This window comes from Rickettsia endosymbiont of Polydrusus tereticollis (assembly GCF_964026385.1).
GTDB lineage: Bacteria > Pseudomonadota > Alphaproteobacteria > Rickettsiales > Rickettsiaceae > Rickettsia.
Window position 1 is genome coordinate 797,027 of sequence record NZ_OZ032142.1, and the last position, 15,338, is coordinate 812,364.

A 15,338-nucleotide genomic window follows, 5' to 3' on the forward strand; every position below is an offset into this window, starting at 1 on the left:
CTAAAGAATGGTGGGTTTGAGAAGACTTGAACTTCCGACCTCACGCTTATCAGGCGTGTGCTCTAACCAACTGAGCTACAAACCCTTAATAGTCAATTGATATAAACCTAGGACGTCGTTGCTCGTCGGCTCGCCTATTATTTATAGGCTCTACTCCTTGTGCCTAGTCCTAGATTCATCTGAATTGACTATATACTGCTCGTCTTTCAAGAATCGTTTTTTCATTTTTTGGGGTTTTGCGTACCCACATACTAAGTGTGTGCTCGCTCATCAAAATAAAATTCAATTCTTGAAATACTTTGCGTATATTTGGGGATTAACCTGGAATTGTTGCATGGCTTGAATTTTTGATGTCATTCTCGAGAAAGCGGGAATCTAGAGAATATTTAAGCGAATTATATAGTAAATTTTTATATAATTTTGCCTGTTTTAAGTGTTTTTTCTGGATTCCCGCTTTTAGCTAGAATGACATACAGCACTTTTTTCTATCCATACAACAATGCAGATTAATCTTAAAAACAACTAAAAATATGGTGAGCTCGCCGGGGCTCGAACCCGGGACAACCTGATTAAAAGTCAAGTGCTCTACCAACTGAGCTACGAGCTCGAATATAAGTTTTAAATATTAGAATAGCAGGGCAGTTTAAACAGTGATGTCATTCCCGCAAAGGCGGGAATCCAGAAAAATTATAGTCATCCTGAATTTATTTCAGGATCTATTTAAGGAGATGCTGAAACAAGTTCAGCATGACAAAGAAAAGTCTGGATTCCCGCCTTTAGCTAGAATGACATCCAAGGTGCTTTTGCACTCAACAATGCTCTTGCTATTTAAAGTGCTATATAAAATAACACCTAAAACTACATTCAAATTATGTTTTACTTTATCGTGGAAAAAGGCTAGTATGTCAACAATTATTTTCCGTAATAATCAAATAATACAGTAGCTTTATGCCTCATTCCGACGTCGCAATAATTATTCCTTCAAGACTTGGCTCAACTAGGCTAGCTGAAAAACCGTTAAAGCTTATCGGTTCATTATCAATAATTGAACGGGTATTTACTAATGTAACACGAACAAACCTTGAACATATTTACGTTACGACCGACTCAGAAAAAATAGCTGATAAAATTACTAAACTTGGTGGAAAAGTAATATTTACGGATAGTAATATTCCTTGCGGTACAAACCGAGTATATGAGGCTTTTACTAAAATTCCTGATAATACAAATATTAATTATGTTGTGAACGTTCAGGGAGATATGCCTTTTATTGAGCCTAGTTCAATCATAAAAGCAATTGAAGAGCTAAAAAAGAACGATTATGATATTATGACACCGGTAGTTAAAGTCGGTATTGATGTGGTAAAAGACCACAGTAATGTAAATGCGGTGGTTGATCTTAAAGGTAGAGCGTTATATTTCTCACGCAGCATAATTCCAAATGGTGCCAAGGATTTTTTATATCATGTGGGGATGTATGTTTTTCGAAAAAATGCTTTAAAAAGATTTGTTGAGCTTGAGCCTACATCGCTGGAAAAAATAGAACGTTTGGAGCAGCTAAGAGCTCTTGAAAATGGTATGAGTATCGGTACGTGTTTAGTAGATAACGTGCCGATTTCCGTAGATACGGAAGAAGATTTAATAAAGGCTATAAAATTTTATGAAGAGCATGAGATATCTTTAAGTTAAATATTTGTTTATAAATCTTAAGAAATACACAGAACTTAAAAAACCTTGACATAATTTTTCTTATAGTTTAGGTTGCTCTAAAATAAGCTTAAAGGTAATTAATGGACGCCGTGAACTCTAATTTTACACTCTGGAACAAGGCTAGGAATAGTAAATTTAGACATATTGTATGGCCGATTAGATCGTATGAATTAACCAAATTCATTCCGATGGCACTGTTAATGTTTTTTATTTTGCTTAACCAGAATTTAGTACGTAGCATTAAAGATAGTTTTGTTATTACTTTAATTAGTTCTGAAGTAATTAGCTTTATAAAGCTTTGGGGCGAAATGCCGATGGGAATTTTGTTTGTTATTCTTTACTCGAAACTCTGTAATATCATGACTACGGAGCAAGTTTTTAGAATAATAATCTGTGTTTTTCTTGGCTTTTTTGCCGTTTTTGCTTTTATCTTATTTCCTTACCGAGAATATTTTCACCCCGATCCTGAATTAATTAAACATTATATAACGTTATTGCCTCATTTAAAATGGTTTATAGTAATCTGGGGGCAGTGGAGTTTAGTATTATTTTATATAATTGGTGAATTATGGCCGGTAATTGTCTTTACTCTCTTATATTGGCAGCTGGCAAATAAGATTACTAAAGTTGAAGAAGCACCGCGATTTTATTCCTTCTTCACTTTATTCGGTCAGACTAATTTGTTAATTTCCGGAACGATAATTATCTATTTTGCTAAGGGTGATCATTTCTTTTTACCGTTATTTGCTCATTTAAGCGATAAAACGGAAATTCTTTTAAAATCATTTACTACGGTTGTATTGTTATCGGGAGTAATTTGTTTAGCTCTTCATAAACTTATTGATTTTACAATAGTAGAGTCGGATAAAAATATTAAATTTAAAAATAAAAGAACCGATATATTAAAATTAGGGTTAAGAGACAGTGCAAAAATAGTTCTAACCTCTAAATATTTAGGTTTTATTTGTATATTAATGATTTCATATTCTATGAGCATTAATTTGATTGAAGGCTTATGGATGTCTAAAACAAAGCAGCTTTACCCGACAACGCAAAGCTTTATCTCTTATCAAGGAGAAGTGTTCTTTTGGACAGGAGTATTAACGCTAATTAGTGCTTTTTTAGGAAGTAGTTTAATTAGAGTTTTTGGTTGGTTTTGGGGGGCCATTGCCACGCCTATCATGATGTTTATATCCGGAGTTATGTTTTTCTCTTTTACGGTGCTTGAGAATCATTTAGGAGATATTGTTTTAGCACTCGGTTATGCTTCACCGTTAGTTATAACAGTTTTCATTGGCGGATTATGGCATGTGCTTGCCAAAAGTGTGAAATACTCTCTTTTTGATTCAAGTAAAGAAATGGCATATATTCCTCTTGATAACGAGATGAAAACTAAAGGTAAAGCGGCCGTTGATGTTATGGGCTATAAAATAGGTAAGTCAATAGGAGCAATTATTCAATTTATCTCTTTCAGTATTTTCCCAAATGCTGTACATAATGACCTTGCAGGGATGCTTATGTTTGTTTTCGTTATTGTTTGCGTTGTCTGGATGTACGGGGTGAAGGTTTTAGCAAAACACTATAAAGAGCTTATTAGGTCTTAGTCTATGTCATTCCCGCGTAGGCGGGAATCCAGAAAAAACATTTAAAATAAGCAAAATTATATAAAAATTTACTATATAATTCGCTTAAATATTCTCTGGATTCCCGCCTTCGCGGGAATGACATAGGATACATTTTAACTTATCCATGCAGCACTGCCTTACGGCAAAAATTAAAATATTAAACATTATGCAGAAATTAATAATTAAAGGCGGTAAACCCCTTAAAGGTAATATTAATATTAGCGGTGCTAAAAACGCCGTATTGCCTATTATGGCAGCTTCATTGCTTACCGATAAGCTACATATTACTAATGTCCCGAAATTGACTGACGTATATACTATGCAGGATTTGCTTAAAAGCCACGGTAGTATTATTGATATAGTAGAGCATCCTGATCAATTTGAGCTAACGATTAATTGTAATAATATAAATAATTTTAAAGCTTCCTATGATATAGTTCGTAAAATGCGAGCCTCTATTTGGGTTCTTGGACCGCTAGTTAGCCGTTACGGTAAAGCAGAAGTGTCTTTGCCCGGCGGTTGTGCCATAGGGGCAAGACAGCTAGATTTGCATGTTGCCGTCTTAACATCTATGGGTGCTGAAATTGAAATTGAGAATGGCTATATAAAGGCGGTAAGTAAAGGTCGCTTAAAAGCTACTCATTTTGCTTTTAACAAAGTTTCCGTCGGAGCAACAATTAATGCAATAATGGCTGCAACCCTAGCGATAGGAGAAACTATACTTTTTAATTGTGCAAAAGAACCTGAAATTGTAGATTTATGTCATTGTCTTAATAAAATGGGGGCTGATATTTCCGGCATCGGTACTAGCGAAATAACCATTAAAGGCAAATCTTCTTTAAATGAAACGAGCTATAGAGTAATGCCGGATCGTATTGAAGCCGGTACATATATGTTTGCGGCGGCAATTACCAAAGGTGATTTAAAAATCTTAGGGATTGATTATCATATCATTGAAAATATAGCTCTAAAGCTTATTGAAGCCGGAATAAAAGTTACACCGTTTGACAATGGATTTCGGGTAACTTATACGGATAAATTAAACTCGGTAGATGTGGAGACTAATCCATATCCAGGCTTTTCAACAGATTTGCAAGCCCAATTTATGAGCCTTATGACGCTTGGAAGCGGTGTTTCGGTAATCACCGAAAATATTTTTGAAAACCGCCTTATGCATGTTCCTGAATTATGTAGAATGGGAGCGGATATTACCACCGTACACGGTAATAAGGCAATAGTGCGAGGAGTGCCGGCTTTAAAAGGTGCGGAAGTTATGGCAAGCGATCTTAGAGCCTCGGTTTCGCTGATTTTAGCAGGGCTTACTACTAAAGATGAAACGATAGTCCATAGGATTTATCATTTAGACCGTGGATTTCAAACACTTGAAAAAAAACTAAATAATTGCGGTGCAAATATTATAAGAGTATAATGTTTTGATAAAATAGTGTATAGTTAAGTTTAATAAATGGAGTAAATTATGGCAAGAATTACAGTTGAAGATTGTGCTCAAAAAGTTAATGATAAATTTAAGCTGGTAGCACTTGCGGCACAAGGGGCTAAATATATAAATTCTAGAGCGGAAATTAATCCTAATAATAAAGAAAAGCGTGATAAACCGACGGTAAGCATACTTCGTCAAATTGCTTCCGGTCAGGTATCGGTTCCTCATTTAGAAAGTGAGTTGCTGAACCGTTTACGTACCAAAAGCAGAATTGAGCCTATTAATTACGATAACGGTGATAGTGAAATAGAAGAAAACGTTGAAAATTTTGACTATATACCGGGCGGATCGGATATTTATATAGGAGAAGATTATTCTGATTTAGATAATCAAGTTTTTACCGACGATAATTTTGAAGATGAAAAAAAATAATATGCTTAATTAACCTAACTATCTGAGATTGCCACTATCCCGATTCAGCCTTGACCTTGTTGCATGGCTCGAAAAAAGTGTTATATGTCATTCCTGCTAAGGTGGAAGCCTATTGTCTTATACTGACTAAGCAATTTAAAAATATCAGGAAAATATGAAAACTATAACATATGAAGAGTTTGAACAAGTGGAGTTACGTTCCGGTACAATCACCAAAGTAGAAGAATTTCCGAGAGCTAAAAAACCGGCTTTTAAAGTCTGGGCTGATTTTGGGACAGACATTGGTATATTGCAGACCTCGGCACAAATAACAAAACATTATGCTCTTGAAACCTTAATCGGTAAATCTATAGTCGGTTGTGTAAATTTAGGAGAGAAAAATATAGCAGGTTTTTTATCGCAGTTTTTATTGGTAGGCTTTCCGGATAGCAACAATGATATATGTTTAGTTACGGTTGACCCTAAAGCACTGAACGGTCAAAAATTATGTTAATTTGAGGTTATAAAAGCTTTCCTGAAGTTATTTGTTATATATTATCGTTTGTAATCAACCGGCATAACATTTTCATAATATTCATTCCCTAATTCTAAAAATGTATTGAAAAAGGTAGAGCTAATTATAGTTTGTGGAAGATAAAAGTCTCTTCTAGCATTTTTTATTGTCCAGCCTTCCGCAATTGCTTTATCAGCTTTTCTTTGTATGCTGCCTATAAACATATTTCTTCCATGTGAGTAGTTTATTTTTTCTGCAGAAATATAATCATTTGTCTGGCTAACCCGGATATTGCATGAGATATAGGAGACAAAATCCTCGTAAAGCTGTATAATACTGGTATTTCATTAGAATAATACAAAGGATTTTGTCATGACAAATTGTATAGCATATAGTTACCAGTTTTCCAAAGTAAAAAATCGGACAATAGAGATAAATTTCACTGGAGGTGATATTAGTAGCGATGGAGGTGTGTTGTTATTAAGAGAAGCAGATAAAAGGCTTGGTATAACAGAGGAGCTTGCTAAAATATTTCCTGATAGACGAGATGGTAGTAAAATTACCCATAATATGGCAACAATGCTGAGGCAACGAATTTATGGTATTGCATTAGGTTATGAAGATTTAAATGACCACAATTATCTACGAAAATGTCCTGCTATGCAAACAGCTATGGAAACAATTGATGATATGGCAAGTAGTTCTACCTTATGTCGTATAGAAAACAATGCTGATAGACACTTTGCAATTAAAGTGCATGAACTAATGCTTGATAAATTTATTAAGTCTCATAAAATAGTACCAAAGCAGCTAATACTTGATTTTGATGCTACGGATGATGAAATTCATGGGCAACAGGAAGGTAAGTTTTATCATGGTTATTACGGTCATAATTGCTTTTTACCTTTGTATGTTTTTTGTGGAAAGCATCTGTTAGTTAGTTATCTTAGGACGTCAAAGCAGGATCAAGCAAAACATTCTTGGGCAATATTATCATTGTTAGTAAAACGTTTTCGCCAAGCTTGGCCAGAGGTAAAGATTATTTTTCGTGGTGATAGTGGATTTTGTCGTCATCAGATGTTTGATTGGTGTGATATTCATAATATAAAATATATTGTAGGAATGCCCCAAAATAACAGACTAAATGAGTTACTGAAACCTACAATGGAGAAGTCAAAAGCAGCATTTATTATAACCCAAGAAAAGCAACGTCTTTTTAGTGAGTTTCCATATAAGGCTGGTAGTTGGAGTCATGAACGTAGAATAATTGGTAAGGCAGAAATGACAATGCTTGGAGAAAATCCAAGGTATATAGTAACTAATTTATCAGATAAACCTGAAGATTTATACGACAAAGTTTACTGTGGTCGTGGTGATATGGAAAACCGTATAAAAGAGCAACAACTAGAATTATTTGCAGATCGTACTTCTTGTCATAGATGGTGGGCTAATCAGCTCAGAATGATTTTATCGGGTCTTGCATACACTTTAGTAGAATATATCAGAGGTAATTTATTACAAGGTAGTGCATTAGCAAAAGCACAAATAGGTACAATACGTTTAAAATTATTAAAAATTGGGGTAGTAATTATCCGTAATACTAGGCGTATTAAGTTTTTGTTATCTTCATCATATCCTTACCGACAGGTATGGAATCATGTGATGAAGAAATTAGCATTAGAATAACCTAGATTAGCACTGTTCCCGGTGCTTAGAAAAAATGGGGTAAGGGGCATTACATCTAAAATTTGAAAATAACGGCTTCAAAGCACTTTTTGGCAAAATTTTTACAAAAGTATCATTGCTAATATTATAAATTACTCAATTTCTTACTTTAAATCTCACTTCATGCAATATCCGGGCTAACTGCCTGCCACGATAACATAAATATTTGTCCTACTGAAAAATTTTTTAACAAACCTATAAAAGTATTCATAGTTTTTTCTCCAATAGGCTCATTTAAAGTAAAATCTCTTTTAGCTAATAAATGTTTAAAATTTTCTATACATTCATAGCTAGCAATTTGTTGCCATATCTCAGCAATATCGTTTTTCCATGACAAAGGCCACTCACCTTTAACAACGTTCCTTATACCATCTAAATATTGTTGTTTTTCCTTAATATTCATTGATGGTAAAAGTTCCCATAATATTTTTTCTGGGGAATATAGTTGCAATTTTTGTTCTGTATCAAACTTAAAGGCATCAAGAGGACTTGAAGGACTAATTACTATAAAGCTTTTACTACATAAATGATCTATAATCTTAAAAGTTAACTCGTTATCAGGTGTTAAATCGGGGATGGAAGGGTTTTTAGAAAACGGCTCTATAAATTCAAAATTTTCAGAAGCAGAATGCGGTACTACACTTAATAAATATAAAGCATCTTTTAAAGTTAATTTTTCAATTGAGATATTTTCCGAGCCGGTTTTAATATAATCATAATAATATCTCTCTTTTATAAGATTTCTTTTATTTTCTTCTTCAACTTGTTTTTTCTGTTTTCTAGTTTCCTTGCAATTATCACATGAACAAGGAGAGTTATATTTATGATTACATATAGGACAAAAAGGATCAAAAACCGTTTCACCATAATAGCTATAATAACTTCTACTTTCTAGTTTGCTAATTAAATTTGTATCTTGGCAATATTTGCAAAATAATTCATTATGAGTTACAGGTGGAAATAGACTAACTAAAACACCGGCAGCCACATTAATTTCAAATTCTTTTAATAAACCTGTTACTTTCTCATTATTATAGTAGCGGTTTATTAGCTCTTTAATTTGTTGTTCAGTCAAATGTGATAAATTCTTATGAGTCATATTTAAATTTTTTGAATTGAAATTTAGTTAATTATAAGATATATAACTACAACTTCTGTGTAGAGCATATTTTAGCAACATAATAGAGAAAGAGGTAAGGATATACAACTATTTTATAATAAAAATATATAAATTATTAAGTTACATTGTTAAATTACATGATTAAGAATATTGGCATTGTTGCATGGCTTCAGAATTAAAACAACTTATAGGAAGTAGGTTAATAAAATCTCGTCTTGAAGATGCTCCGACTAGTGCGGGGGTTTACCGCATGTTTGATATTAGCAAACAAATTATTTATGTCGGGAAAGCTAAAAATCTAAAAAAACGTCTTACTAATTATATTAACACTGACTTAGATACCAAAACTATTCGGATGGTAGCGGCTACTCATTTCTTGGAATATAGCGTGACAAATTCCGAGGTAGAGGCTCTGCTTCTAGAAGCACAGTTAATTAAAAAATTCCAACCGAAATTTAATATATTACTAAAAGACGATAAATCATTTCCTTTTATCAAATTACGTTTAGATCACGATTACCCTCAGTTACTTAAATTTAGAGGGAGAAATTTAACAAACGGTAAGTTTTTTGGTCCTTTTGCTTCTCCTGCTCATGTCATTACTACTTTAAAAGAATTACAAAAAATTTTTAAATTACGTTCTTGTACCGATAATTATTTCAATACTCGCAAACGTCCATGTTTACAATATGAGATTAAGCGTTGTTATGCTCCTTGCGTCGGGAAAATTAATAAAGAAGATTATGCCGAGCTAGTGATGCAAGTGAAAGATTTTTTGCAAGGTCGCACTAAAGAGCTGCAAGAAAATTTATCTAGCAAAATGGAAGAATTAAGCCGGCAAATGCGTTTTGAAGAAGCAGCGGAAATTAGGGATCGTATTAAAGCTTTAAGTTACGTGCAGCTAAAAGCCGGTATATTTAATGCCGTTAAAGATGCCGATGTGATTACTATTATAGAAAAAAACGGTCATTATTGCGTAGAGGTGTTTCTCTATCGCATCGGTCAAGCATGCGGTAATATCTCTTATTTTCCGGTTCATACGGAGAATAGTAGTAAGGAAGAGGTTTTAGAGTATTTCATACTGCAGTTTTATCAAAAACAACAAGCTCCGCCGGAAATAATAGTTAATTGCTCACTAAATAATAAAGAGAATATAGTAGAAGCCATAAAAAAATTTAATAATATGGCTAAGCTTACTATTACTATGCCGGTTAGCGGCGGCAAAGCTAAATTAATAGAAAATGCTGAAGCAAATGCGGCACTATCCTTAGATCAGCATTTAAAAAGATTTGCCAAAAATCAAGCAGTTATAACAGAAATCAAAGATTTATTTGATCTACCGGAACTGCCCGAACGTATAGAGGTATATGATAATAGCCATATTATGGGCAAGTTTGCAGTAGGAGTGATGATTGTCGCCGGTAAATCAGGTTTTGATAAGAAAGAATATAGAATTTCTAACGTTGCGGTAACTGAAAAGGACGACGTTAAAGGAGAGAGCAGGGGAGATGATTTTGATATGCTAAGGCAAGTTCTCACAAGAAGGCTTACAAGGCTAAAGCAAGAGCCACATAAAACCCCAAGCTTAATGATTATCGACGGCGGGAAAGGACATTTAAGCATAGTGAAAGAAGTAATGAATAAATTAGGTATAAACTTGCCGTTTGTTTGTATGTCAAAAGGTCCTGATAGAAACGCCGGTCTCGAGCAGCTTCATATGGTAAATAGAGAGGTTTTTACCATAGATAAGAATCAGCCGCTGATGAAATATTTACAAATTCTGCGAGATGAGGCACATAATTTTGCTATAAAAAACCATAGACTAGGTAGGTCGAGAGCTATAAAAATATCTAGCCTTGATCAAATAGATAATATCGGAGAAATACGCAAAAAAGCATTACTACATTATTTCGGCTCTTACAAAGCAATATGCGAAGCTAGCATAGCCGAATTATCGAAAGTAAAAGGCATCAGCACTCCCTTAGCACAAATAATTTTTCAGGCGTTGAACAAGGAAAAATAGCATATTCCGATTAACCTGAATAGGGCGTTGTTGTGTGGCTCCTGGAATCGTCATGGCGAGGCGGCACAAGCATTGTTGTGTAGCTCTGAAAATGGCTTCAATGTCATACCGTGGTCAAGCCTACTAGTGTACGAACGTTTAAATAAAGAGGTGAAAATCTGTCATTCCGTGGCTACGACCACGGAATCCAGTCTATAACGTCATAAAAAGGCTCTAAAATAAGTCTAATATGGCTTTATTTTCCTGGATGCCGTGATCAAGGAACTAGAATGACACCGTACGCTTTGCAAAAATTCGAGCCACGCAACAACGCCTTCGTGGCTTCGCCATTACGGATTTTTATTAATTTTAGAGACATGCAACAACGCTAGCATTTAAATATCTCTCCAACCTCCCTCTAACTATATTTACCGAATATTTCTTTATTTTTTATTTGCCAAAGTGCTGCAAATAACAATCCAACAGTAAACATTTGGAGGAAAAGTATCACCTCGCCAAGTGCGGGAGAGAGTAACGTAATAATAGGTTGAAGTAATATTGGCACGCCGCTAGCAAACATCACCAGTCTTATACAAATTTTCATTGGGGTTTTAGGACCGAATAAATTAGTTAAAACGTAAACTAATAAAATTATAAAACTTTTTTCAAATAAAAAAGTAACAAACCAAAAAAGAAGTATAATCGGCATCCCTATATAAATAAAGAGACCCGGAATTTTATCTAAACTATCTGCACAATATTTTTTTACCATCTCGGGAGTTAAAGCGTTTTGGTTTGGACCAAATATTTTAAAATATTCAATATCGGTAGTTAACTTTTTCTTAGTAGTGGCTTCTACTAAATTTATTATAAGCTTATTTGCGGTTAATATAATAGGTATCTTACTTTTTTCGTTAAGCGGCAGCTGATTATTAACGTCGATAGCTACTATTTTATTTTTATTTTTGCTATATAAATATAAAGGCTCTTCCTCTTCTAAGGAAATTTTTGTACCGTTATATTGAATATCCGGCAGTTGATTTATGATATATTCAATGTTTTCGGTAGCTTTTGATAAATGCTTCCCGTCAAAATAATCTTTTAACGTTGTTATATAATTTAATACAAAAATACAATAAATTATTGAAGGGATAAAAGAAACGACAAATAAATACCTAATACCGTATCCTTGGTAATTCCTATAAACATCTTTATAAAAATTTATCGAGCTAACGGATAGCCGCAATTGACGGAATAACGTATTTAACCATACTAATATAAATGATACTAAGTGCATTTTTAACTTAAATATTTAAACATAAATTTTATTAACCGTAGATTACACGAATATAGCATAAAGGGGAAGAAAAAAGAACGAAAATATGATAGAGTAGTATGTTATAACATATAAAATAATGAAGTTTATTGATTAAGCATTATTTATTTACTAATATCTATTTTTTTTATGAATAACATCATGCTTGCACAATTTAATATTTTAATACCCGAGTTAACGCTTATATTACTGGCACTTTTTAGCCAATTTTTTGCCGTAATTTTTACCGGTAAAAACAAGATTATTGTTAATACTACTATTCTATTATCAATAATAGTAGTTTTTGTGGTTTTAAAAATTTCCGGTCAGGAAGCTATCGCATTTAACGATTCCTTTGCTACTAACGTAGTTACAGGTAACTATAAAGCTTTAGTTTTAATATTTACTATATTGACGATGCTGATTTACTACGATTACTGTGCTACTAACGAAGAAGAATTAAAAAATGAATTCTTTACTTTAGTGTTATTATCAACTGCAGGAATTTTTGTTGCAATCTCGGCACGAAATTTTTTGCTATTATTTTGCGCTATGGAGCTATCGGCTTTAATAGCGTACGTCCTTGCCGGCTTTAAATTAAACGATATCAGATCATCGGAAGGAGCATTAAAATATTTTATTTTAGGTAGTTTAGTTACTTGTTTATCGTTATTCGGTATTTCTTTTATTTACGGCTTCGGCGGAAGTTTAGAGTTTAGCGATATTTCATATAAATTAAATACTGCTAATGCGAATATCGGTTTAATAGTCGGGATTGTACTTTTCTTAAGCAGCTTATTTTTTAAACTTGCAAGCGTTCCTTTGCATTCATGGGCACCGGATGTATATGAAGGCTCACCTATAAGCTCGGTTACGTATTTTGCTACCGCTTCAAAAATCGGCATGGTTGCGGTCTTATTAAATGTAATGAATCTAATTATCGGTGATTATCACTCAATTAGTGTTAATTTAGTAAAAATAATAGCCGTATTATCAATGATTTTTGGAGCACTCGGAGCAATTAGGCAAACATCTTTAAAAAGGCTAATGGCATATAGTAGTATTTTAAATGTCGGTTATGTGTTGGTTGGAGTAGCATTACATAGCGTCGATGGAGATTTTGCCGCTATGCTTTATATGCTAATATATGCCACCGGCACAATAGGATTTTTTGCGTGTCTAATAGCCTTGCTAGGAAGTGAAGCAGATAAAGCAACTTTTGAAACTATAAAAGGAGTGGCTGCAAACCACAAAGCACTGGCAGGTGCCATAACGGTTATTATGTTTTCCATGATAGGCATTCCGCCGTTAGCCGGCTTTTTAGGAAAATATTATCTTTTTTATCAAGCAATTAATAAAGGGGAATATTTATTAGCTTTTGTCGGTATTTTTACTAGCGTTATCGCCGCTTATTATTATCTCAAAATTATTAAAACCATGTCTTTTGTCGAAAATATTGAGCTAGTCGAGAAAAAAATACCGTCGCAATATGGGTTGCTATTAATTAATTCCATAGTTATAGTTTTTTTACTTTTTGCTTCTTTTTTTATTAAGTTTTGACTTTATATTTGATGTTTATTACAAAACAGGCTACATATAAAAAAATAATATGGCAAAATGAGGGTATTATGGAAGTTATACGTACAAAACTAGGTGATGGGGGCAGAATTATTATTCCGGCAATTTTTCGTCAAAACCTTCACCTTACACCGGGAGATGATATTATATTGCATATGAAAGAGGATATAATATATATTACTACCCCTGATCAAGCTCTAAGCAAATTACAAGCAAAAGTAAAAAATTATACTAATAAGCTTGGTCAAGATATTTCCCTTGTCGATGAATTAATAGCCGCCAGACGTTCAGAGGCAATTACTGCATAAATGAGTTAAAACATGTTTTATGTCATTCCCGTGAAAACGAGAATGACATAAGAAAAAGTGGGAATAACTTAATATAATATATGAACAACTATAAGCTGCTCATCTTCGACGAAATAGATAGTACTAACCTAGAGGCTATTAGAATCGCAAAAACTAACCCTTCTCTAAATTATGCAATACTTGCAAAAACTCAAACCCAAGGACGTGGACGGAACGGTAAAAAATGGCAATCCTTACTAGGCAATTTACATGCTAGTTTATTATTAAAGCCCAATAAAGAACTAACATTTTTCCCTCAGTTATCTTTTGTAACAGGTCTTGCCGTATATGAAACTATAAAGTCTCTTATTTTTCAATGTCATTCCCGCGAAGGCGGGAATCTATATAATATTTTCCTGGATTCCCGCCTTCGCGGGAATGACACTGTAGGAAAAAATAGTATTAAATTGAAATGGCCGAATGATATCCTGATCAACGATAAAAAAATTTCCGGCATACTTCTTGAATCTCTTACCGTTGCAAATAATAATTATCTAATAATCGGGGTAGGAATCAATATAATACATAACCCATTAAATATTGATCAACTAACTACTAGCTTCTCTGCCGAGAATATAACAATTCATGAACCGACAGCGTTACTTGATATTTTTATAGTAAATTTTGAAAAATATTATCAAATTTGGCAGCAAAAAGGATTCACCGAAATTAGAAAAATTTGGCTAGAAAAGGCTTATAAACTAAATGAATCAGTCACGATTAACGATAATAGCACTCCTATTACGGGTATATTTAAAGGCATCGATGAGCTTGGTAGGATAATTATACAACTCTCTCCAAAAAAAATATCTTATTTTGTAGCCGGCGAACTTTCTTTTTAAATAAAATAATATTAAATTTTAAATCTTAAGTTCAATTTATGAGTGATGATGTATGTTAAAAAATATTGTGAGAAAATCTCTTCAGTTTTCACCTATAAGTGAGCCATTAAATATTGTAGAGTTATACAACACGGGTATAAGTTTATACCAGGAAGCCGAGACTGAGGCTAACTCCAATAACAAAATAGAAAAATATACGGAAGCTATGCAATACCTACAATGTGCTATGATTTTAGGTAATAAAGATGCTTTTGTTGCAGTAGCAAAGTTTTATAACGACGATCCTATTAACATACGCCTTAAAGATACAGGAACGGTAATAGATAAAGTTCACAAAGCTATATTAGTGGCAGAACAGATTCAATGTGACGAGCCTGTGCTAAATATTATGGAGGGTGAGAGATTAGTGTGGACTAGGATACCAATAGTAAATTATTTATTTAGATCTGTTCTGGAGGCAATTCTAAAAGAATGCAATAACGAGTTTCAAAAGCAAAAAATACAATGTCACTTTATCCTCAATGATAGTGATATGAAAAGTCATATAGAATTAAATGACTTTACACCAATAGCAATAGAATTACAGGAAATACCTAAGCAAGAGCCAAATATGCACAATGAAGAAGATAATACCTCAAAGTTAATAGCCAAGAATCCACACTACTTTGATAATTGTTGCGATGGTGGATGTATTATCACATAATAAAA

At 33.4% G+C, this 15,338-nt stretch carries 13 protein-coding genes and 2 tRNA genes; 11 read left to right on the plus strand and 4 right to left on the minus strand.

All coding sequences use genetic code 11. The annotated features are described in order from the left end of the window. Positions 1-8 precede the first annotated feature (8 nt). Positions 9-85, minus strand: a tRNA-Ile gene (locus AAGD48_RS03715). 446 nt (positions 86-531) lie between these two features. Continuing rightward, positions 532-607, minus strand: a tRNA-Lys gene (locus tag AAGD48_RS03720). 341 nt (positions 608-948) lie between these two features. On the opposite strand from AAGD48_RS03720, the gene AAGD48_RS03725 reads away from it, so the two are divergent. The 6 genes from AAGD48_RS03725 to AAGD48_RS03750 all read left to right on the plus strand — a co-directional run bounded on the left by AAGD48_RS03725 (position 949) and on the right by AAGD48_RS03750 (position 7,387). Beyond that, entirely contained in the window at positions 949-1,689 is a 741-nt protein-coding gene (locus AAGD48_RS03725) for a 3-deoxy-manno-octulosonate cytidylyltransferase (protein ID WP_341790485.1), read from the plus strand. Between the two features lie 101 nt (positions 1,690-1,790). After that, positions 1,791-3,314: a nucleotide exchange transporter Tlc2 gene (tlc2, locus tag AAGD48_RS03730; protein ID WP_341790486.1), complete on the plus strand. Its 1,524-nt coding sequence runs from the start codon at positions 1,791-1,793 to the stop codon at positions 3,312-3,314. Between the two features lie 187 nt (positions 3,315-3,501). Next, positions 3,502-4,764, plus strand: coding sequence for a UDP-N-acetylglucosamine 1-carboxyvinyltransferase (gene murA, locus AAGD48_RS03735; RefSeq protein ID WP_341790487.1), 1,263 nt, complete (start codon positions 3,502-3,504; stop codon positions 4,762-4,764). 48 nt (positions 4,765-4,812) lie between these two features. Next, entirely contained in the window at positions 4,813-5,208 is a 396-nt protein-coding gene (gene rpoZ / locus AAGD48_RS03740) for a DNA-directed RNA polymerase subunit omega (protein WP_341790488.1), read from the plus strand. Positions 5,209-5,362: 154 nt separating this feature from the next. Then, positions 5,363-5,701, plus strand: coding sequence for a tRNA-binding protein (locus tag AAGD48_RS03745; RefSeq protein ID WP_341790489.1), 339 nt, complete (start codon positions 5,363-5,365; stop codon positions 5,699-5,701). A gap of 372 nt (positions 5,702-6,073) precedes the next feature. Next, the gene (locus tag AAGD48_RS03750) at positions 6,074-7,387 is read left to right on the plus strand and encodes an IS1380 family transposase (RefSeq protein WP_341789277.1); all 1,314 of its coding nucleotides are present in this window, start codon (positions 6,074-6,076) and stop codon (positions 7,385-7,387) included. Between the two features lie 160 nt (positions 7,388-7,547). Here the strand turns inward: AAGD48_RS03750 and AAGD48_RS03755 are convergent, their stop codons facing one another. After that, positions 7,548-8,525 (minus strand): hypothetical protein, encoded by a 978-nt coding sequence (locus AAGD48_RS03755; protein ID WP_341790490.1) that lies wholly within the window; start codon positions 8,523-8,525, stop codon positions 7,548-7,550. 184 nt (positions 8,526-8,709) lie between these two features. Between AAGD48_RS03755 and uvrC the strand changes: the two genes are divergently transcribed. Then, the gene (gene uvrC, locus AAGD48_RS03760; protein WP_341790491.1) at positions 8,710-10,569 is read left to right on the plus strand and encodes an excinuclease ABC subunit UvrC; all 1,860 of its coding nucleotides are present in this window, start codon (positions 8,710-8,712) and stop codon (positions 10,567-10,569) included. 397 nt (positions 10,570-10,966) lie between these two features. Here the strand turns inward: uvrC and AAGD48_RS03765 are convergent, their stop codons facing one another. Then, the gene (locus AAGD48_RS03765) at positions 10,967-11,845 is read right to left on the minus strand and encodes a DUF1189 family protein (protein ID WP_341790492.1); all 879 of its coding nucleotides are present in this window, start codon (positions 11,843-11,845) and stop codon (positions 10,967-10,969) included. Positions 11,846-12,025: 180 nt separating this feature from the next. Between AAGD48_RS03765 and nuoN the strand changes: the two genes are divergently transcribed. The 4 genes from nuoN (at position 12,026) to AAGD48_RS03785 (ending at position 15,333) form a co-directional block, all read left to right on the plus strand. Next, positions 12,026-13,423, plus strand: coding sequence for an NADH-quinone oxidoreductase subunit NuoN (nuoN, locus tag AAGD48_RS03770; protein WP_341790493.1), 1,398 nt, complete (start codon positions 12,026-12,028; stop codon positions 13,421-13,423). 68 nt (positions 13,424-13,491) lie between these two features. Beyond that, positions 13,492-13,749 (plus strand): AbrB/MazE/SpoVT family DNA-binding domain-containing protein, encoded by a 258-nt coding sequence (locus tag AAGD48_RS03775; protein WP_341790494.1) that lies wholly within the window; start codon positions 13,492-13,494, stop codon positions 13,747-13,749. An 80-nt stretch (positions 13,750-13,829) separates the two neighbouring features. Beyond that, positions 13,830-14,630, plus strand: a complete 801-nt coding sequence (locus tag AAGD48_RS03780; RefSeq protein WP_341790495.1) for a biotin--[acetyl-CoA-carboxylase] ligase — start codon at positions 13,830-13,832, stop codon at positions 14,628-14,630. A 52-nt stretch (positions 14,631-14,682) separates the two neighbouring features. Then, the gene (locus AAGD48_RS03785; RefSeq protein ID WP_341790496.1) at positions 14,683-15,333 is read left to right on the plus strand and encodes a hypothetical protein; all 651 of its coding nucleotides are present in this window, start codon (positions 14,683-14,685) and stop codon (positions 15,331-15,333) included. Positions 15,334-15,338 lie beyond the last annotated feature (5 nt).

Bases quoted from the DNA above. Each gene is read 5' to 3' on its own strand.
- AAGD48_RS03725 (WP_341790485.1), top strand. From the start codon at position 949: ATGCCTCATTCCGACGTCGCAATAATTATTCCTTCAAGACTTGGCTCA.
- AAGD48_RS03745 (WP_341790489.1), top strand. From the start codon at position 5,363: ATGAAAACTATAACATATGAAGAGTTTGAACAAGTGGAGTTACGTTCC.
- AAGD48_RS03785 (WP_341790496.1), top strand. From the start codon at position 14,683: ATGTTAAAAAATATTGTGAGAAAATCTCTTCAGTTTTCACCTATAAGT.
- AAGD48_RS03775 (WP_341790494.1), top strand. From the start codon at position 13,492: ATGGAAGTTATACGTACAAAACTAGGTGATGGGGGCAGAATTATTATT.
- murA (WP_341790487.1), top strand. From the start codon at position 3,502: ATGCAGAAATTAATAATTAAAGGCGGTAAACCCCTTAAAGGTAATATT.
- AAGD48_RS03755 (WP_341790490.1), bottom strand. From the start codon at position 8,525: ATGACTCATAAGAATTTATCACATTTGACTGAACAACAAATTAAAGAG.
- tlc2 (WP_341790486.1), top strand. From the start codon at position 1,791: ATGGACGCCGTGAACTCTAATTTTACACTCTGGAACAAGGCTAGGAAT.
- uvrC (WP_341790491.1), top strand. From the start codon at position 8,710: ATGGCTTCAGAATTAAAACAACTTATAGGAAGTAGGTTAATAAAATCT.
- AAGD48_RS03750 (WP_341789277.1), top strand. From the start codon at position 6,074: ATGACAAATTGTATAGCATATAGTTACCAGTTTTCCAAAGTAAAAAAT.
- rpoZ (WP_341790488.1), top strand. From the start codon at position 4,813: ATGGCAAGAATTACAGTTGAAGATTGTGCTCAAAAAGTTAATGATAAA.
- AAGD48_RS03765 (WP_341790492.1), bottom strand. From the start codon at position 11,845: ATGCACTTAGTATCATTTATATTAGTATGGTTAAATACGTTATTCCGT.
- AAGD48_RS03780 (WP_341790495.1), top strand. From the start codon at position 13,830: ATGAACAACTATAAGCTGCTCATCTTCGACGAAATAGATAGTACTAAC.
- nuoN (WP_341790493.1), top strand. From the start codon at position 12,026: ATGCTTGCACAATTTAATATTTTAATACCCGAGTTAACGCTTATATTA.